General features: G+C 39.8%; 16 protein-coding genes. 5 read left to right on the forward strand and 11 right to left on the reverse strand.

Annotated features, from left to right (window positions below; genetic code table 11):
* Positions 1 to 43: 43 nt before the first annotated feature.
* Positions 44 to 499 carry a DUF3592 domain-containing protein gene (locus tag D0T08_RS04555; RefSeq protein WP_158561193.1) on the reverse strand — a complete coding sequence of 152 codons (456 nt, stop codon included), beginning with the start codon at positions 497 to 499 and terminating at the stop codon, positions 44 to 46.
* Positions 500 to 666: 167 nt separating this feature from the next.
* Between D0T08_RS04555 and D0T08_RS04560 the strand changes: the two genes are divergently transcribed.
* Entirely contained in the window at positions 667 to 1,323 is a 657-nt protein-coding gene (locus D0T08_RS04560; protein ID WP_116981384.1) for a hypothetical protein, read from the forward strand.
* 65 nt (positions 1,324 to 1,388) lie between these two features.
* Here the strand turns inward: D0T08_RS04560 and D0T08_RS04565 are convergent, their stop codons facing one another.
* The 9 genes from D0T08_RS04565 to D0T08_RS04605 form a co-directional block, all read right to left on the reverse strand.
* Positions 1,389 to 1,847, reverse strand: a complete 459-nt coding sequence (locus D0T08_RS04565; protein WP_116981385.1) for a DUF3592 domain-containing protein — start codon at positions 1,845 to 1,847, stop codon at positions 1,389 to 1,391.
* Positions 1,848 to 1,889: 42 nt separating this feature from the next.
* Positions 1,890 to 2,339, reverse strand: a complete 450-nt coding sequence (locus D0T08_RS04570; protein WP_116981386.1) for a DUF3592 domain-containing protein — start codon at positions 2,337 to 2,339, stop codon at positions 1,890 to 1,892.
* Positions 2,340 to 2,395: 56 nt separating this feature from the next.
* Positions 2,396 to 2,845, reverse strand: coding sequence for a DUF3592 domain-containing protein (locus D0T08_RS04575; RefSeq protein ID WP_116981387.1), 450 nt, complete (start codon positions 2,843 to 2,845; stop codon positions 2,396 to 2,398).
* A gap of 141 nt (positions 2,846 to 2,986) precedes the next feature.
* Positions 2,987 to 4,702: a GMC oxidoreductase gene (locus D0T08_RS04580; RefSeq protein ID WP_116981388.1), complete on the reverse strand. Its 1,716-nt coding sequence runs from the start codon at positions 4,700 to 4,702 to the stop codon at positions 2,987 to 2,989.
* A gap of 30 nt (positions 4,703 to 4,732) precedes the next feature.
* On the reverse strand, positions 4,733 to 5,266 hold the full coding sequence (locus D0T08_RS04585; RefSeq protein ID WP_116981389.1) for a gluconate 2-dehydrogenase subunit 3 family protein: 534 nt from the start codon (positions 5,264 to 5,266) through the stop codon (positions 4,733 to 4,735).
* A gap of 174 nt (positions 5,267 to 5,440) precedes the next feature.
* Positions 5,441 to 6,130 (reverse strand): hypothetical protein, encoded by a 690-nt coding sequence (locus tag D0T08_RS04590; protein WP_116981390.1) that lies wholly within the window; start codon positions 6,128 to 6,130, stop codon positions 5,441 to 5,443.
* Positions 6,131 to 6,341: 211 nt separating this feature from the next.
* Positions 6,342 to 6,602: a hypothetical protein gene (locus D0T08_RS04595; protein ID WP_116981391.1), complete on the reverse strand. Its 261-nt coding sequence runs from the start codon at positions 6,600 to 6,602 to the stop codon at positions 6,342 to 6,344.
* Between the two features lie 330 nt (positions 6,603 to 6,932).
* Entirely contained in the window at positions 6,933 to 9,668 is a 2,736-nt protein-coding gene (locus tag D0T08_RS04600; RefSeq protein WP_116981392.1) for a DUF1553 domain-containing protein, read from the reverse strand.
* Positions 9,669 to 9,725: 57 nt separating this feature from the next.
* Positions 9,726 to 12,467 carry a DUF1553 domain-containing protein gene (locus tag D0T08_RS04605; protein ID WP_116981393.1) on the reverse strand — a complete coding sequence of 914 codons (2,742 nt, stop codon included), beginning with the start codon at positions 12,465 to 12,467 and terminating at the stop codon, positions 9,726 to 9,728.
* A 439-nt stretch (positions 12,468 to 12,906) separates the two neighbouring features.
* Between D0T08_RS04605 and D0T08_RS04610 the strand changes: the two genes are divergently transcribed.
* The 4 genes from D0T08_RS04610 (at position 12,907) to D0T08_RS04625 (ending at position 16,467) form a co-directional block, all read left to right on the forward strand.
* A complete protein-coding gene (locus D0T08_RS04610; protein ID WP_116981394.1) occupies positions 12,907 to 13,578 on the forward strand; it encodes a hypothetical protein in 672 nt (223 codons plus the stop codon).
* 109 nt (positions 13,579 to 13,687) lie between these two features.
* Positions 13,688 to 14,671 (forward strand): hypothetical protein, encoded by a 984-nt coding sequence (locus D0T08_RS04615; RefSeq protein ID WP_116981395.1) that lies wholly within the window; start codon positions 13,688 to 13,690, stop codon positions 14,669 to 14,671.
* 104 nt (positions 14,672 to 14,775) lie between these two features.
* Positions 14,776 to 15,825: a hypothetical protein gene (locus D0T08_RS04620; RefSeq protein WP_116981396.1), complete on the forward strand. Its 1,050-nt coding sequence runs from the start codon at positions 14,776 to 14,778 to the stop codon at positions 15,823 to 15,825.
* Positions 15,826 to 15,993: 168 nt separating this feature from the next.
* Positions 15,994 to 16,467, forward strand: coding sequence for a hypothetical protein (locus tag D0T08_RS04625; protein WP_116981397.1), 474 nt, complete (start codon positions 15,994 to 15,996; stop codon positions 16,465 to 16,467).
* 82 nt (positions 16,468 to 16,549) lie between these two features.
* Here D0T08_RS04625 and D0T08_RS04630 read toward each other — a convergent pair whose 3' ends face one another.
* Entirely contained in the window at positions 16,550 to 18,961 is a 2,412-nt protein-coding gene (locus D0T08_RS04630) for an ABC transporter permease (RefSeq protein WP_116981398.1), read from the reverse strand.
* Positions 18,962 to 19,330 lie beyond the last annotated feature (369 nt).

Raw genomic sequence — 19,330 nt, forward strand, 5'->3', positions numbered from 1 at the left:
TTAGGTAAAATGAGTTTGCATACAAAAGCAGAACCTGCACTAATCATAAATTCCTGAAATACTGTATCGTCTCATTCATCCAATCAGGCATTGCATCAGTAAAAAGATTATAGGTGTAAATACCAAATCCGAACATCAGGGGAATAATATAGAACAGGAATTTCGGAAACTTTTGCCCCTCAACAATAAACTCTTTCGGGTTTGAATTCAGATAAATAACTTCTACCTCTTTTGGCGAGCTATAGTATTGTTTTTCGTCAAAGGCCTGTAAAGACCTATTAAGAACTTCTATTCCTGAATAGGTTCTGAACTCAACAACAGGAACATAAGTACTGGTATGTTTTCCTTGCAGAACATCATACTTCTTAATAACGCCCCTCGTTTTTTCACCATACCTGATTAGTCGTTCAAATTTGAAATACAACCTTAAAATATAATAGGTCGCATACAATATACCTACTGACATTACTAAAAGGAAAAAGGCGGTGAACAAAAACATCGGCATTTGATTTTTTAGTTCTTAAAATTACTTATTAATCGGGTTTTAACAAAACAAATCCTTAATAAGAAGAACTACTAATTTATTTTAAATAACTCATTAAATAAGACATACCATCAAACAAATACAATTCATATCACTATTTTTGCAGCTTAACTCACATAAACATGGAATTAAATGAATTAATTGAAAATGAACTCAATGAAAAAATTCCCCCAGGTTCTTTAATTAAAGGAACCGTAACAGCTCAGGCTCCTTTTGGTATCTTTTTGGATATTGGCATGGATAATACTAATGCTGTGGTTGATATAGTAGAATTTTTGGATATCCCCCCAATGGCATATCATCTTCACTCTTTTCCAAGACTTGGGTCTCGAATTGAAGCGGTTGTATTGGGTGTACACGCCAATGCCTATATCAATCAAACTATACATCAATTCAAATTGAGCATTAAATCCTCGCGCTTAAAAGAAGCATATGAGTTGCTCGGACAAGGTGCTATCAAAAGGATAGATTTGGGCACTAATAGAGGTAGAATTATTGAAAAGTTTCCAATCGGCACTTTAGTAACCGGCACTGTTAGCTGGATTAATTTTTCTAGTGTCACATTACGTTCTTATTCCGACCATATTTCAGGTCAAATTGATTTCACAGAGTTTTTGGATGAGGGAGAAATGGATTATAGCTTTTATCCGCTACCTAATACTGAAATCGAAACAATTGTAATAGGCTATACTGATGACGATAGACTAAAGCTAAGTGCTAAACCATCTCTTTTACAAAAGGCGAGAGAGGCGAAGATTCAAGTAGAATATAATAGTTGAATATAGAATACAAAAGCCTTGTCTATCAGAATAGCCAAGGCTTTTTTGTGTAATTGAATGTCTCATCACAAACTTTTAAAAAATTCCATAACTTCATTTAACCAATCAGTATTTTCATCACTCAGAATAGTAAATGCCTCATAACAGACTAGTAAAAAGACTGGTATAATCAGTAAACGTGTATTGTTAAATTTTTGTCCTTCAATGATAAACTCTTCCGGATCCGAATCCAGATAAATCACTTCTACCTCGGTTGGTAAATCCTGGTATTCGTTTTCCTGATAGCCCTTCATTGGTCTGCCTTGAATATCAAACCCCAGATAAGTTCTGAACTGAACAATCGGGAAATAGAGGTCGTTATCATCATCTCCCTCTCCTTTTTCAATATCAAATTTTTTGATAACTCCTTTGGCCTTTAAGCCATGCTGGCTTAATTTACGAAATTTAGAATAGGACTTAATGGTACTATAGCATGAAAACAGTGCAATTATGAGGAATACTAAAGCAAAAAGAACAGTAATCATCAGCGTTGATTTAAATTTTGATTTATTGACAGGTTTTGATTTTTAAAACTTCTCAAAAAACTGCTTGAAATCATTTACCCAATACGGATTCTGGTCTGCCATTATTTTTATCATAAAAGGATAACTGATGATCATGGCAATAAAGATAATCAAAACCCAATAATCAAATTTCTGTCCTTCAATGATGAATTTTTTAGGGTTGGATTCTAAATAGATTACTTCTACTTCTTTCAGAGAGCTTTGATAATCTTTCTCTTTATATCCTCTTAGTGTTTTACCAATAATTTCTACACCCGTATAGGTTCTGAATTGCACAATCGGAAAATAGGTTTTACCATTTTCGCCTTCGGTAATATCAACATCGGTAATAGTCCCTCTGGCTTTTGTCCCACTTTCCCTTAATTTGCGAAAGTCTAATGATAGTTTAAAAAACTTGTAGGTGATGTATATGAGCCCTAAACCAGTGACTAAAAAAATAAGTGCTGCAATCATTGATGTTTTTCTTATTTAAAGTTATTTGTTATTCTAATTATAATATATCCGGCTGATTAAAACCAATCAAACAAATGCTTTAAATCATTCAGCCAGTTGGGGTCTCGTCCGACCAGAATTTTTATGGCGAAAAAATTTATTACTAACGTAATTGCCACGGCCAACAAAGGTTTGTAACTGATTTTCTGTCCACTTGTAATGAAGATTTTTGGACTTGCTTCCAAATAGATAACCTCCACATCTTTCGGAGCATCCACATATTCGTCTGTATCGTAGTTAAACATAGGGCTGCCAACAACTTCTAAACTCGAATAAGTTTTGAACTGAATTATTGGCTGATAACTTTCACTATCTCTGTTTTTAATAGTCTTAAAATCTGTAATAATTCCTTTAGCTATTACACCTTCCCGCATCAAACGACGGAAATCATAGATTGATTTAATACTTTTGAAGACTAAGTAAAAGGTACTTGTAGTTACAAGAGTTAGAAAAATTAGCGTAAACATCAGGTTAAAGTTTTTCTAAAGTTAAACAAATTAGTTGCAACGTATATTTATTACTCGTTCTATTTTTATCCTGAATATAATTTCACAAAAAAGCCTTGTCCATTCTCACAGACAAGGCTTTAATATATCTTACAATTATTCCTACAAATTCCCCTTCTTCAATTCTTTCACCGCATAATCAGCAGCTCTGGCAGTCAATGCCATATAAGTAAGCGATGGGTTTTGTGTTGAGGTTGAGGTCATACAAGCACCATCCGTTACGAATACGTTTTTGCATTCGTGCAGGGCATTCCATTTGTTGAGTAGAGAGGTTTTAGGGTCTTTACCCATTCTTACGCCACCCATTTCATGAATATCCAGGCCGGGTGTACGGTTCGAATCATTGGTACGAATATTTTTGAAACCTGCTTTAGTATACATTTCCGTGAGTTGCTCAAAGAAATCTTTTACCATTTTGCGGTCGTTGTCATCATAATCTACCGAGATACTTAACTGTGGAATACCCCAGGAGTCAACTTTTGATTTATCTAATCTTACATAGTTACTTTCTTTAGGAATGGTCTCTCCCATCATGTGCGAGCCTACGCTCCATACATTATTCAGGTAAGGGTTCAATAAACCTTTTTTCAAATCTTCACCCATGCCGCTTCTATCATCACGCATATAACGGCCAGCCTGAAAACCGGAAGCATAGCCACGTAAGAAATCGGTTTCCTGTTTGAATACATTGCGGAACCGTGGAATATATGGAGAGTTCGGACGGCGACCGTCGGTTGTGCTATCTAAATACCCCTCATAATCTGCATTGATAGTAGCCGTATAATTATGGAAAGCTACATATTTACCTAACAAACCATTATCATTCCCCAAGCCATTCGGGAAACGACTGGAAATAGAGTTCAATAGAATCAGATTTGAGTTCAGTGCCGCTGCATTGACAAAGATAATGCGGGCATAATACTCGGTCATTTGCTTGGTATTGGCATCAATTACTCTTACACCTGTGGCTTTGCCTTTCTTCTCATCGTAGATAATAGAATGAACTACCGAATCAGGGCGGAGGGTCATTTTTCCGGTTTTGGCAGCCCAAGGCAAGGTAGAAGCATTACTACTAAAATAGCCCCCGAACGGACAACCACGCTCACAGATTGTACGGTGCTGGCATTTGGCTCTGCCCTGATCGAGATGTATTTTCTTTGGCTCGGTAATATGTGCACAACGACCCATGATAATATGGCGGTCGGTATAGTTTTTAGCTACCTGTTGACTGAAATGTTTTTCCACACAGTTCATTTCGTGTGGCGGTAGAAACTCACCATCCGGTAAACTGTCTAGTCCGTCTTTATTACCAGAAATCCCTGCGAATTTCTCTACATAGCTGTACCAGGGAGCAATATCATCATAGCCAATGGGCCATTCTACAGCAAAACCATCGCGACCCGGACCTTCAAAATCATATTTCGACCAGCGTTGGGTTTGTCTGGCCCACAATAACGATTTACCACCTGTCTGATAGCCACGAATCCAATCGAAAGGCTTTTCCTGAACATAAGGATGCTCGGCATCTTTTACGAAGAATTGTTGTGTACCTTCGTAGAAGGCATAGCACTTGCTTACAATCGGGTTGGCATCACGTACCTCTTTTTTCAATTGTCCACGGTGTTCAAACTCCCAGGGTTGCATCATGGTTGTCGGGTAATCGGTTACGTGTTTTACTTCTTTTCCACGCTCTAAAACGAGGGTGCGAAGTCCTTTACCCGTTAATTCTTTGGCAGCCCAGCCTCCGCTGATACCCGAACCAATAACGATGGCATCGAAAGTTTGCGCCGCAATGGCATCTATATTAAAATATGACATAATGTTAACTTAAATGAGTGATTAGGATACTTATTTGCCTGCCTGAACTTTTACAGGTACACAACCATGATAACGACCCGGAATAAATTCAAAGACCCGTAGGTTAGTCATCACATATTCAGAGTTCAGGTAGCCTTGAATTGTAAGATTTTTCACCAATCTGATAAAACCTTTTTCGGTATCACTACCCGATTTATCCATTTTATTCAGTACCGCCAGTCTTTGTGCAGGTTCTGTTGCTGAAAAGGCTTTACTGTAGTCTTTCTTCGCTATTTCGTCAGCAGCTAACAGACCTTTGGCAAAGGTATCCTGTGCTTTGGCATCGTAGCAATCGGCCACCATGAGCGTCACAAATTTGTCTACGTTTAATTCTTTGGCACCGGGTGTATCTGTTTTTGGAATAATAGTTCCTACAATTTCTGCCAATAGGGCTTCCTGCGTAGAAGAAAGAATGGTGTCTGTGGTATGGAGGGTTTCATTGCTCCAGGCATTGGCCCATGATGGAAGCACAAGGGTACTGCCAATACTCAGGGCAAATGTTTTTAAGGCAGCTCGTCTTTGCATTATAGTGACTAGGTTGAAAATTTATGCAATTTACAGATTTATCAGCAAAAGAGGTTTATCTGTTTTTCGAAATCATATTAGAAAACGATTAATATTGATGGATATTTTAATATTGCCAGTTAGGGGTTCAAAATTTTGAACCCCTACTATACCTAATATATATCAGATATATTTCTATTGTCCTTCAATTTTGGTCACAACCATATAGGTTTGTCGGTTGCCTTTTTCGTCGTATTGCTCGGTTTTTACCAGACCAACGCCTTTTGCTATATATTCTGTGCATTTCAGGGTGCGGTTACCCATGAATTTTACATTCATATTATAAGTGAGTTTCACGCATTCAAATTTGCCTGCGGGTGTTTCTACAGTTTCATAGCCTTCTGCTTTGCGGTTGGTGATGCTGGCAGTCATATTCATTAAGGTCATGCCTCCCTCAAAACCACTCTTCACATTGATGCTGGCATCTTTCAGGTTATCGCCAACTTTCAAGTCTCTGGGGTATATCATCTGGTCGCCTGTCACCGTTACTTTCATATCCGGAGATTTAGGCATCATATCGCTACTGATATTGCGGATATCGGTATAATAATCTCCGCCAACACATTTGCCTGAAGATTCACTTTTTGATATGAGTTTGCCTTTGGCATCATAAACCTCATGGGCAAATGACATGGAAACGCCTCCATCAACAGGTTTATAATCAATTACTTCATATTTAGTAGTGAGGGTGGGTTTGTCTTTTTTGTCGTAGGAAGTCATTTCTACTTTCATGCCTTTTTTAAAAGCGAAATAACCGCCGCAATCCTGTGCGAAAGTTGAGTTGATGATTAGCAAAAAGCCAAGTATAAAAAGTATTTTTTTCATGGGTTTATTATAGTTTAGTAATGAACTTGTTTAACATTCCTGATTTAACTATTATAGATTGATGGCAAATAATACGGTCAGTAGTTAGTCTTGCAAAAAGGTTCCCACAGTATCGGTAACCTTTTCTGACTCTACTTTAATACCTGGTACCTGGATAACATCACTGTCTCTTTCAAAAAGGTTCCCACAGTATCGGTAACCTTTTCTGACTCTACTTTAATACCTGGTACCTGGATAACATCACTGTCTCGTTCAAAAAGGTTCCCTCCATATCGGTAACCTTTTCTAACTCTACTTTAATATCTGGTATCTGGATAACATCACTGTCTCGTTCAAAAAGGTTCCCACCGTATCGGTAACCTTTTCTGACAGAAACTAGCCTTCCGCCAATAACAGCTGGCTTGCTTATCATATTCCGATATTCGGTGATGCCTCTGCCACCTGTCCTCACTTTAATTTTCTTTTCTTTCATGGCAATAGTTGTTCTTTGAATGATTATATAAGACTGGGTGTCACCGATTGGGCATCACCGACTCAGCGTCCTTTGAATTTCCAACTTAAGTTTGTGTTTTCAAAGTGCTTGAGGAGGTTTATGGTGTAATCAGACTATTGTGTTACTCTATGCGCGGAAGGCTTGAAATCGTTTGATAGAGACAGAGTCAAAACAACACATTTGTAAGAAATAATCCTAAGCAACTTCACCCCTAATAAACTATAATTCAAGGGTTTTAGTCTTTTTTTAGGATTAATAATACTGAAAATTTATTAAACGTAATACCATTTGGTAAATACACCTATATTCTTACTCCTTCGTCACAATCTCATCCAGATTGAGCATAGCGTTAGCAGTTACGGCCATGGCAGCCATTTTTGGAGAAGCATCAGAGCGGCCAAAGAATTTATAGGCTTCAACAGGATGTTTAGTGTATTCCTGCTCAGTTTTTCGGAAGAGTCTGGTGAGTACCTGTAGTTTTTTGCTATCAATATTCCGCATCATAATCAGGTTGAAGCCTGCTTGAATTTGTTCTTCGGGTGTTTTGCCTTTTTTGAGCATATTTCTAGCGAGTTCCTGTGCGGCCTCTACATAGGCAGGGTCATTGAGGGTAACCAAGGCTTGTAGTGGGGTGTTTGTGCGGAGACGTCTTAGCTGACAAAATTCCCGGCTTGGGGCATCGAAAGACATCATGGATGGATAAGGAGTTGTCCGTTTCCAGAAAGTGTAAATAGCTCTGCGGTATTTATCTTCTCCTTTTGACAATTTCCATGATTCGCCGCTCCAAGGGGATAACCACAAGTCATCGGGCTGATAAGGCATCACACTCTTGCCATACATTTTTTTAGATAATAAGCCACTCACCAACAATGCCTGGTCTCTTACCTGCTCTGCTGACAAGCGGATGCGAGGACCACGGGCTAAGAAACGATTATATGGGTCTTTTTCTACTAACTCTTTGGTGACATCAGATGATTGCTGATACGTGCCCGACATCACCATCAGTTTGAGGAGTTTCTTTACACTCCATTGCATATCATTCTGAAAGGTAAGTGCCAGATAATCCAATAACTCAGGATTGGTAGGAGCAAATCCTTGTGTTCCGAAATCTTCAAGCGTTTCTACAATGCCTGTGCCGAATAGTTGCTCCCAGAAACGATTGACAGCTACACGGGCCGTGAGCGGATTATTGCCATCTACCAGCCACTTAGCCAGGCCTAATCGGTTTTTAGGATAATCATTGGGCATTTTAGCCAAATATTTGGGCACATCAGCTTTTACTTCTTTGCCATGCACCAGCCAGTTACCCCGTTCAAAAATATGCTGTTTACGCATCAAGTCTCCCTCACCGTCATTCATAATCGGGGTAAAATCGGCATCTGCATTCAGTATCTCTTTATATTTTAATTCAACAGGTTCATAGTCTTTCCCCTCTCCGAAAGTCTTCTGGAACGAAAACCATTTGATTTGTATCCAGTCTTTGGGCTTAGCGGGATTAGTAAAAGTAAAATACAAATCATGCTTGCCCTCTAACTTAGGCAATGAGTAAACCATAACTGTATCATGCGCCGCAGGAATCGACAAAATGACACTTCCATCTAATTTTCCATCTCTGATTTGCAGGATGCCTTTATCAGTACCCCAATCATAACTGATGATGAGTCGATTTTTATCAGTCAGCGTTACACCCTTTAACCGACCATAGCCCCCGTGTTGAAAACCAATATATCTTGAACTTAATAAGGATGATGTACCTGCAGAGAGCGGTTGCACATCATGCGAATTGAATTTCGGCTCTAAAGTTCTGACGAATTTATCGAAATCCTTTTCGTTTCTGCCTTTTGCCAGAATCCAGTTCTTTACTTCTTCTATTTTGGTAGAATCTTCCGGTTTGTAGAATCTCAGGTAAGGCGTATCAGTATAAATATCTTCATCGCGGGCATTGTTGAAAAATGCCATCAGCTTGTAGTACTCCTCATGCCTGAATGGGTCGTAAGGATGGGTATGACATTGTACACAACTCATAGTAGTGCCTTGCCATACATCAAAAGTGGTATTTACCCGGTCGAGCGTAGCCGCAACTCTGAACTCTTCATCTATAGTTCCACCCTCATCATTGTTCATGGTATTACGGTGGAACCCTGTGGCTATCAATTGCTCGTTAGTCGGATTCGGCAATAAATCTCCCGCCAATTGCTCTATCGTGAACTGGTCGAAAGGTTTATCTTTATTAAAGGCATCAATTACATAATCACGATAACGCCAGATATTCCGGTACATATCAGCTTCATAGCCTTTGGTATCGGCATAGCGGGCCAGGTCTAACCACATAGCCGCCCAACGCTCACCATAGGCTGAGGAAGCTAACAATTGGTCGACTACTTTTTCGTAGGCATTTTCAGAGGTATCTTTCAGAAAGGTTTGCAGTTGCTCTTCGGTGGGTGGTAAACCAGTGAGGTCAAGATAGACACGGCGTAGCAAAGTGCCTTTATCGGCAGGTTTTGAATGAGAGAGCCCCTCTTCTTTTAGTTTCTGGAGGATAAAATGGTCAATTGCGTTTTTGGCAAAACGGGTGTCTTCATCTTCTATCAATCCTAAACGGGCAAAGAAGCCACCAACTGACGGTACCTCCGGTTTTTCGGGTTTCTGATAAGCCCAATGGTCACCCCAGGGTGCACCCTGGTCAATCCATTTTTTTAGAATAGCAATTTCCTCTTTTTTGAGCGGGTCTTTGCCTTTTGGCATTCGCTCTTCTGTATCGGTAGTAATCAGACGTTTGTAGAATTCTGAATGGTCGGCATCTCCGGGTACAATGGCTACTTTTCCAGATTTGCCTTTCGTATTGATGGCTTCCTGCGAGAATAAAAAACTGAGATTGGCTGCTTTCTTTACGCCTCCATGACATGGCGCACAATGCTTATTCAGAATCGGCTTGATTTCAGTATTGAAATCGACCTCATTTGAAAAAGGATTGAAACTGAATGCCATGATAGCCGCGACGGCTATTGTTATAAAGGAAAATATGAAAGGTTTGGAGTATTTCATGATTGTTTTGACAACAATAATGGTGTTTCTGTAGAGACGTGGTACGACCCATCCTCCCTACTCCTTCGTCACAATTTCATCCAGATTCAACATCGCATTAGCCGTAACAGCCATCGCTGCCATCTTTGGTGATACATCAGACCGACCAAAGAATTTATAGGCTTCTATCGGGTGTTTGGTGTACTCTTGTTCAGTCTGGCGGTAAAGTTTGCTGAGCACCTGTAGCTTTCTGCTATCAATATTCCGCATCATAATCAGGTTGAAACCTGCCTGTATCTGTTCTTCTGGTGTCTTGCCTTTCTGCAACATGTTTCTGGCTAATTCCTGTGCCGCTTCTACATAAGTAGGGTCGTTGAGCGTTACCAAAGCCTGTAAAGGAGTATTGGTGCGTAAGCGTCTTAACTGACAAAACTCGCGGCTTGGGGCATCGAAAGACATCATCGATGGATAAGGGGCGGTACGTTTCCAGAAAGTATAAATGGCCCTGCGATATTTGTCTTCTCCTTGAGAGAGTTTCCAAGACTCTCCATTCCATGGTGATTGCCACATGCCATCCGGTTGATAAGGCATTACACTTTTGCCATACATTTTTTTCGATAATAGTCCGCTCACTAATAAAGCCTGGTCTCTTACCTGCTCTGCTGACAGGCGGATGCGAGGGCCGCGAGCTAAGAAACGATTATAAGGGTCTTTTTCTACTAATTCTTTGTTGACATCGGATGATTGCTGATAAGTGCCCGATAGCACAATCATTCTGAGCAATTTCTTCACACTCCAGTGCATATCATCCTGAAAGGTAAGGGCCAGGTAATCGAGCAATTCGGGGTTAGTGGCACTGAAACCTTGCGTTCCGAAATCTTCAACCGTTTCAACAATACCTGTGCCGAATAGCTGCTCCCAGAAACGATTGACTGCTACACGTGCTGTTAGTGGATTATTGCCATCTACTAACCATTTGGCTAAGCCGAGACGGTTGTTTGGATAATCTTTAGGCATTTTCGACAGGTACTTAGGCACATCTGCTTTTACTTCCTTGCCATGTACCAGCCAGTTACCGCGCTCAAAAATATGCTGCTCACGCGCCAGATCACCTTCGCCCTCGCTCATAATAGGCGTAAAATCAGCTTTGGCGTTTAGAATCTCTTTGTATTTCAACTCAACAGGTTCATAGTCCTTTCCCTCTCCAAAAGTCTTCTGGAAAGATAACCATTTAATCTGCAGCCAGTCTTTTGGCTTTTTAGGATTAGTAAAAGTAAAATACAAATCATGTGTGCCCTCAAGCTTTGGTAATGGGTAAAACATCACCGTATCACGCGCCGTGGAAATCGGGATGGTGAGGATGGTATTGCCATCTAATTTACCGTCTCTGATATGTAGTACTCCTTTTTCGGTGCCTGTATTGAAATTCATGACCAGGCGGTTTTTATCAGTCAGCGTTACGCCTTTTAACCGGCCATAGCCGGTGTGTTGTAAACCTAAATATTTGGCATCGAGCAAAGAAGAGGTGCCATTGGAAAGCGGTTCTATATCGTGAGAATTGAATTTCGGTTCTAAGATTCTGACAAATTTCGAAAACTCCTTTTCGTTTCTACCTTTAGCTAAAATCCAGCTTTTCAGCTCTTGTATTTTGGTTGAATCTTCGGGTTTATAAAATCTTAGATAAGGGGTATCGCTCACCACATCTTCATCACGGGCATTGTTAAAAAATGCCATCAGCTTATAGTATTCCTCGTGTCTGAATGGGTCGTAAGGATGAGTATGACATTGTACACAACTCATGGTAGTGCCTTGCCATACATCAAAAGTGGTATTTACCCGGTCGAGCGTAGCTGCTACTCTGAACTCTTCGTCTACCGTTCCGCCCTCATCATTATTCATGGTATTGCGGTGGAAGCCTGTGGCTATCAATTGCTCGTTAGTCGGGTTTGGCAATAAATCTCCGGCCAATTGCTCAATCGTAAACTTATCGAAAGGCTTATCTTCATTAAAGGCTTTAATCACGTAATCGCGGTAACGCCAGATATTACGATAGACATCTCTTTCATAGCCTTTGGTATCGGCATAGCGGGCAAGGTCTAGCCACATAGCTGCCCAGCGTTCACCATAAGCTGAGGATGCCAACAATTGGTCGACTACTTTTTCGTAGGCATTTTCAGAAGTATCTTTCAGAAAAGCTTGTAATTGCGCTTCGGTGGGTGGTAAACCAGTGAGGTCAAGATAGACACGGCGTAGCAAAGTGCCTTTATCGGCAGGTTTTGAATGAGAGAGCCCCTCTTCCTTTAACTTATGCAGTACAAAATTATCAATGTCGTTTTTGGCAAAACGGGTTTCGTCATCTTCTATCAAGCCCAGGCGGGCAAAGAATCCGCCTACTGATGGCACCTCCGGTTTTTCGGGTTTCTGGTAGGCCCAATGGTCACCCCAGGGAGCACCCTGGTCAATCCATTTTTTGAGTGTCGCAATCTCGTCTTTATTGAGCGGGTCTTTTCCTTTGGGCATCCGCTCTTCTGTATCGTTGGTAATCAGGCGTTTAAAGAACTCAGAGTGATCGGCATCGCCAGGGATAATGGCTACTTTTCCTGATTTGCCTTTGGTATTAATGGCTTCCTGCGAGAACAGGAAACTTAACTCAGCCGCTTTTTTGACACCTCCGTGACAAGACACACAATGCTTATTCAGAATCGGCTTGATTTCGGTATTGAAATCGACGGATTTTGAAAAAGGATTGAAACTGAAAGCCATGATAGCCCCAAGTGCCACCACTATCAGCGAGAACAGAAAAAGCTTAGAGTATCTCATACTTGTCTATACAACAATAAATCTACACAAATTTAAAGATTGTTTGGGGGAATTGCATTGAATTCTTCCAAGATTTTTAAGTAAATTTCTTAGAATAGCGGCGAAATCACAAACGAATGATTGCCAATGACAATCGCATGACAGCCAACATGGTACATACACAGCGACTGAAGTCGTTGTATCGCTGCATTGTCTTCAAAGTTTCTCTGCTGTTCATTTAATAAACTTATTTGCACAAAAATCCCGTGAGATTTGAAAGATTTCAAAAATCATCACTAAATTTAACCATTCGACACCACTTTTTACTTGTATTGTATGATAATGATTGTACAATCTTTGCAATACCCCAACATTTGAGTCGAAATTAATCATCCGGTTAAAATCAAAAGTCTGTTAATATTTTATTTACGCTAAAAAACCATAGTATTCAGCATAAAAAATGAGCGATATTTTCAAAACTTTAAAGGGTCTCTTTGTTGTACAAACCCCTACTGAGGGCGAAACTACTGAAAGTACGGACAAGACGAACTCTGCCAAATCTGACACACCAGCAAACAGCGCTACTTCTGGTTCTACACCAACCACTCCTGTCGGAAAAGCATCAGAGAAATTTTATGACATTCTTTTAGCTTCTATGGAGGCCAATAATCAGGAGGGATTTGATTATCTGGAGTATAAAAAATCTCTGCAAACGCTATCTAAAATGCCAATGGACGAGCAAACCCGCTATTTTTCGGCTTTTGCTGCAGCACAGGCGATGGGGGTAACTTCGCAGAAATTAACAGATTCGGCTAATTTTTATCTGAAAGTATTAGCTGCGGAAGATTCGAAATTTCAGGAATCGGTGAATGCCCAGCGCCAGAAACAGATTGGTAATAAAGAAAAAGCCATTGCTGATATGGATGCGACCATTAAGGCCAAAGCCGAACAGATAACCAGACTAACGCAGGAAATACAAGCGCATCAGACCGATATGGAAAAAATGAAAGCAGAGATTTCGGATGCGGTTGTAAAAATTGAAACAACCTTAAGTGACTTCCATGCTACTTTCAACGAACTGACTGCCCAAATCAGCAAAGACGTTGAGAACATGGCTAAGTATTTAAAATAAGCAAAACCCGGATTCTACCAGGAGAGAGCCCCATTTCTCCGGTAGAATTACTAACATACATTATAAATTTTAGCAAACTCCTCCGGGGCAGAGGGTTACCGAATAAAACATGGAAATGCAAGAAATGAAACCCAAATCATTTTGGGAACGCCCGGAAGGCAAAACAGGAACTCTTTTAGGCGCTGGTTTACTATTAGGTGGAGGTGTTCTGCTCTATAAAGCCCTGCCGTATCTGATTACATTAGCTTCTAACACGCTGTATCTGGCTGGTTTGCTAATCGTATTGGCGGCTGTTATCTATATGATACTCGACCCTAAAATGAGAAATCTTATTTTCTACATTTATAAGAGTATCATGCGTTGGATAACTGGTCTTTTTGTACAGCTAGACCCTATCGGTATCCTGAAAACATATATTGATGAATTGAAGAATAATCTGGGCAAAATGAATCAGCAGATTTCGACGCTGAAAGGCCAGATGTATAATCTGAAAACCATCATTGAAACCAATAAAAAGCAGATTCAGAACGATTTGAATCTAGCAAGTAAGGCAAAAGAGACTGATAAACAGGCCATGATGGTATTGAAAGCCCGCAAAGCCGGACGCTTACAGGAGTCAAACATCAAGCTGGAAGATTTATACAAAAAGATGGAGATTCTTTACCGTGTGTTGGGCAAAATGTATGAAAACTCGGAGGTAATGCTGGAAGATATTAAAGACCAGGTGACCGTAAAAGAGCAGGAGCGCAAAGCCATTCGTGCCAGTCATTCAGCCATGCGTTCGGCCATGAATATCCTGAATGGGAATAAAGACCAGCGCCAAATGTTTGATATGGCTATGGAATCTATCGCCGATGATGTGAGCCAGAAAGTAGGTGAAATGGAGCGTTTCATGGAAATGTCGTCGAATTTCATGGATTCTATCGACTTACAGAATGGGGTATTTGAAGAAGAAGGTTTAAAAATGTTGGAGAAATGGGAAAATGAAGGTGTGTCGCTGCTTTTGGGGAATGATAAAAAAGCCCTTATTGCCGGTAAAGATGTATCTTCTCACAAACCATCAGGTAATCAATACGATAAACTTTTTGAATAATTACATCTATAGTGCGAAAGGCACTATAGCAACAGTGCCTTTTCATTCCAATTAAATTTAACATCCTGTTTACACAAAACTCAGTAGATTTAACACTTAACACAATGAAAACAACACTCACACCATTTGCCAGATTTATGATTACGCTTGTTATTTTGGCGGGTCTGTTTTTTGGGGGCAAATATATTATGGATAATACCGCCTGGGGTAAGTCTTTGATGAACAAAAGCGAAGAAACTACCACAGAAGAATCAACTAAAGCACCGGAAGAAGGCCCTGCGGCTGAAAGCTCATCAAGTGCCTCATCATCAGGCAGCGATAATGAAGCAACTGCTACAGGTTCGTCTTCTTTCAGTTATGTAGCACCAGAGCCTGTGAATGGTAAATTGAAAGGCGTAGTAGAATTAGGTGCCAGTGGTTTCAACTCATTTATTGTCAGAATAGACAAAGACAAAAACTGGAAACTGGAAAAAGCTGAATTCGGTAATAGCTTGGTTACTGAAAATATGGCAACTGATGAAGATATCAGAACCGGTTTGAAAAAGTATATCGGCGGCATGCTGGACTTCGGCGTGAGCGGTCGTGATATTCACTTTGTGGTGAGTTCAGGTGCCGTGAAAGCTGATGTTACGCAAAAAATTGTAAAGAACTTAAAAGCACTTAACTACTATGTAAATACCGTAACCCCAGAGCAAGAGGGCGCATTAGCCTTGAAATGTGTGCTACCAAAAGATTTTGAAGAGGATGCTTTTGTAACTGATATTGGTTCGGGTAATACTAAAATCTCGTGGTCAAACAATGGTAGTGTTTCTGCTTTAGAGACTTATGGCGCGAAATATTTCCAGAATGGCGAAGATGATGGTAAAGTATATGATGATGTTAAAGCTAAAGCATCGTCTGTGCCTAGTATGAAACGCAAAACCTGTTTTATCATCGGTGGTGTACCTTTCTCAATGGCTAAGAAAGTGAGAAACGGCAAAGAACGCTATACGGTGTTGAAAGCTCCGGCCGACTATAAAGATTTGAAAGATGCGAAAGACAAAGCTGGTGTAAATATCTACAAAGCCATTAAAGATGCTACCGGCACAACGCAATTCGTTTTCGACTGGGATGCTAACTTTACCATTGGCTTCTTGTTGGGGCTGCCTAGTTAATTGTGAATGAGCGAATGACGAATTAGCGAATAGAATATTTAGTGATTGAGCGAATAACTATCATAATTATAGTAATAAGGTTGATACGTGTTAGGTTTGTATTAAAAAACAATCAAAACATCTATCAACCTTATTTATTTGGCTTAGAACAAATAAGATAAATACAAAATGAAAAATATAGTTTTCGGATTGATTTTTATACCTTTTTGTGGTTTGGCACAATTGCCCAAATATGAAGAAATTGCTACAAATTATTTCATTCAGCATATTTATCTAAAAGAGTATCCGTCAATAACAAAAATAGCTTTCAGCAATAAAACAGAAAAGGAAATGACTAGTTTTAGCCTGACACCCTATTGTTTTAAGGATAAGTCTTTATACGATAAAATTCAATTTTCTGCTGAAAAGTCTATACCAGAAATCAAAGAAATTAAGCTTCAACTGAAAGAGCAAGTCAGAGTAATGGATTCAAAAAACAAGTCAAAGACAAAATTAATAGTTTTTTGTGCAACTAAAGTCGAGCATACTATATTTGTCCGCGTCACCATTCATAAGCCCTATCATTTTTCTGATTCCTATTTTTTTTTATTATCAGAGGCAGGAGAATTCATTAAATTCTGTAAATCAGGTCAAACTATTTAATATCTACTACTTTTCATAATCTTTGACTTATCCATTTTCTTACTCTATTTCAATTTCCACTTTACTATTTCTCATTAATCCCCTATTCCACTTTCAAACTCTTAACAGGATTCAGCAATGCTGCTTTGATGCTGTGCAAGCTTACAGTCAAAAGAGCTACCAGCAATGAGATTGTGCCTGCGAGCAGAAAAATCCACCATTGTACTTCAATTTTGTAGGCGAAATTCTGTAGCCAGATGTGGCTTATATACCAGCCCGCGGGTATTGAGATACAGATGGCGAAGAATACGAGTCTAAGGAACCTGGTTGATAATAGAGCAACAATGCTGGCAATAGATGCACCTAAAACCTTACGGATACCGATTTCTTTGGTGCGACGGTGCGCTGAGAGTTTGGCAATTCCAAATAAACCCAAGCAACAGATGAAAAAAGAAATGGCAGTGGCGTAACCGATGATTTTCTGCCAGCGCTCTTCCTGATAGTATTGTTTATGGTTGATGTCGTCCAAAAACTTATATTGATACACTGCTCCAGGCATTACCTTTTTGAATATTTTCTCCCAGGCATCTAAAGCAAGTGCCTGATTTTTATGATTGAGTTTTAACCAGATACCTCCCCCGTATTGTTCGCTCATAAACATTGCCATTGGTTCAATCCTTTCTCTTAAAGAGCCCGAATGAAAATCTCTCACTACTCCAATGAGTTCCATTGTACCTTTTCCAAAATAAGGGTCAATCTGTATCTGTGCACCCAGCGGATTTTTAAGGTTGAATGCTTTTACAAAAGCTTCGTTTATAATAAGTCCACGATGCTTATCTCCTGCGAAATGGGCAGAGAAATTTCTTCCAAGTTTTAGTTTGATGCCCAGGGTTGGAATATGGTTCTCATCGGCCGTTCGATAGAAGCTCTTAATGGTGCGATCTCCAAATTTTGTATTATACGTGCCGTATTCTCCGCCAAATGAGATTTTTTCGATGTATTGAGTAGTTGCAACCTCATTTTTTAGCTGTGAACTGATTTTATTAACATCTCTATCTCCCGGAATCTCAGACCTTAACACCTGTGCAGGAACATAGCCCAGGTCTTTGTTTCTGATAAAATCCATCTGGTTATAGAATATCAGCGTGACAATAATCATCACCATAGAAAGCGTAAACTGAAATACAATGAGGACATTGCCCAGCAAGCCATGAGTCATAAGTTTAGGCTTTTTATAAAGCACATCAACTGGCCTTAAAGCAGACATTACCACAGCCGGATAAAAGGCTGCCAGCAATATATTAATCAATAACAATACGCCAAACCATACAATTGACTGCAAGCTTATCATATCAATCAATTGAATAGCTTTCTCCGACAAGGCATTAAACGTGGGCAGAACCATCAATACAATGCTAATAGCCAGCACAAGTGACATCAGACAAACCATAGCAGATTCGCTCAGAAACTGAAAGATGATTTGCCGCTGTGTCCCCCCTGTTGTTTTGCGGATACCCACCTCTTTGAAACGTGAAAATGAATTGGCCAGACTGATATTAATAAAATTGATACTTGCCATAATGAGTATAAAAGCAGCAATGCCTATGAACATGTAGCCAAAAATAGGTGAGCTTGTTTTAACCACGCCAGACTCGCCACTCAGTTGCAAAGGGTTTAAATGGATATCTGTAATGGGTTGCAGTCCGTAGGTTATATTGGGGTCAAATTTGTTTTTAAGGCTTTCGGCCAATTGATCTTTCGCATAAACGCGATAGATTCTATTCATGGTATTGATGACATTTTGGGTATTAGCTTTTGGGTTCAGTACCATAAATGTTCCCAGATAACTATTCAGCCAATTGGTATCATCAAATGACAATTGCATAAACCGAAATGGGATCAGCATTTCGAATTGAAGCGATGAGTTTACCGGAGGGTCTTTTACAACCCCGGTTATGACTAAGGGTTTACCCAATCGTTTAGCAGAGGGGTCGGCGTCCAGTTCAAGTAATTTCCCCAAAACATCGATACTATTGAAAAAGCGAAGGGCTGTTTTTTCAGTAAGAATTACCGAATTCAATGCATTGAGGCTATTTTCTTTTGTGCCTCTCAATAACTGAAAGGAAAACACATCGAAAAAAGTACTGTCTACAAATAAGGGTTGCAGACGAATCGCTTTATCTGCTGAGCGCACATCGCTATTGATGGCTCCACCCATTACACGGGTAATGGCTGTTACTTCGGCCATCTGTTGTTTGAAGACGGACGCCTGCACCATTCCGGTGCCTCCGGTTATTTGTCTTTCTGCGCCTGGTTGTTCGGTGAGGGTTGTCGTTATCCGATAAAGATTGGGGTTGTTCTCATGAAACGTGTCATAGCTATGCTCGTCTCTCACAAATAGATAAGCCAGTAGCATACAACTCATACCGATAGCCAGTCCGATTATATTGATAAAGGAATAAATCTTGTTTTTGACAAGATTACGTATGGCTATTTTGAGATAGTTTTTTAGCATATGCTACCTTAATAATTTGTTAAAGATAATCTACTAAGTGCTTATGCGTGCCACGCGCTTTTACGGACGAGTATACGCGTGACACACAGGATTATCCAAAGCAAATGCTTCTCAACTAAATTTCCTCAGAAGTTTGGTAAAAGATTGTAAATTGAATGTAAAAGATTGTTGGGAGATTTTTTTGTAGAGACGTATTGCGATACGTCTCAATTGGTCTGTGAATTTCAGATAAACATAATATCAGGGTTTATCTGCCCTAACAACATTTATTAGATTGGATAGACCAATGAAGACGTATCGCAATACGTCTCTACAAAAATGAATTTTTAATTTTATTTGTTATATCAAAATCTAATCACTCATTCACAC

Source organism: Emticicia sp. C21, from assembly GCF_003418935.1.
Classification (GTDB): domain Bacteria; phylum Bacteroidota; class Bacteroidia; order Cytophagales; family Spirosomataceae; genus Emticicia.

Coding starts and splice junctions, on each gene's coding strand:
- D0T08_RS04555 (WP_158561193.1), bottom strand. CDS start 499: ATGTTTTTGTTCACCGCCTTTTTCCTTTTAGTAATGTCAGTAGGTATA.
- D0T08_RS04560 (WP_116981384.1), top strand. CDS start 667: ATGGAATTAAATGAATTAATTGAAAATGAACTCAATGAAAAAATTCCC.
- D0T08_RS04565 (WP_116981385.1), bottom strand. CDS start 1,847: ATGATTACTGTTCTTTTTGCTTTAGTATTCCTCATAATTGCACTGTTT.
- D0T08_RS04570 (WP_116981386.1), bottom strand. CDS start 2,339: ATGATTGCAGCACTTATTTTTTTAGTCACTGGTTTAGGGCTCATATAC.
- D0T08_RS04575 (WP_116981387.1), bottom strand. CDS start 2,845: ATGTTTACGCTAATTTTTCTAACTCTTGTAACTACAAGTACCTTTTAC.
- D0T08_RS04580 (WP_116981388.1), bottom strand. CDS start 4,702: ATGTCATATTTTAATATAGATGCCATTGCGGCGCAAACTTTCGATGCC.
- D0T08_RS04585 (WP_116981389.1), bottom strand. CDS start 5,266: ATGCAAAGACGAGCTGCCTTAAAAACATTTGCCCTGAGTATTGGCAGT.
- D0T08_RS04590 (WP_116981390.1), bottom strand. CDS start 6,130: ATGAAAAAAATACTTTTTATACTTGGCTTTTTGCTAATCATCAACTCA.
- D0T08_RS04595 (WP_116981391.1), bottom strand. CDS start 6,602: ATGAAAGAAAAGAAAATTAAAGTGAGGACAGGTGGCAGAGGCATCACC.
- D0T08_RS04600 (WP_116981392.1), bottom strand. CDS start 9,668: ATGAAATACTCCAAACCTTTCATATTTTCCTTTATAACAATAGCCGTC.
- D0T08_RS04605 (WP_116981393.1), bottom strand. CDS start 12,467: ATGAGATACTCTAAGCTTTTTCTGTTCTCGCTGATAGTGGTGGCACTT.
- D0T08_RS04610 (WP_116981394.1), top strand. CDS start 12,907: ATGAGCGATATTTTCAAAACTTTAAAGGGTCTCTTTGTTGTACAAACC.
- D0T08_RS04615 (WP_116981395.1), top strand. CDS start 13,688: ATGGAAATGCAAGAAATGAAACCCAAATCATTTTGGGAACGCCCGGAA.
- D0T08_RS04620 (WP_116981396.1), top strand. CDS start 14,776: ATGAAAACAACACTCACACCATTTGCCAGATTTATGATTACGCTTGTT.
- D0T08_RS04625 (WP_116981397.1), top strand. CDS start 15,994: ATGAAAAATATAGTTTTCGGATTGATTTTTATACCTTTTTGTGGTTTG.
- D0T08_RS04630 (WP_116981398.1), bottom strand. CDS start 18,961: ATGCTAAAAAACTATCTCAAAATAGCCATACGTAATCTTGTCAAAAAC.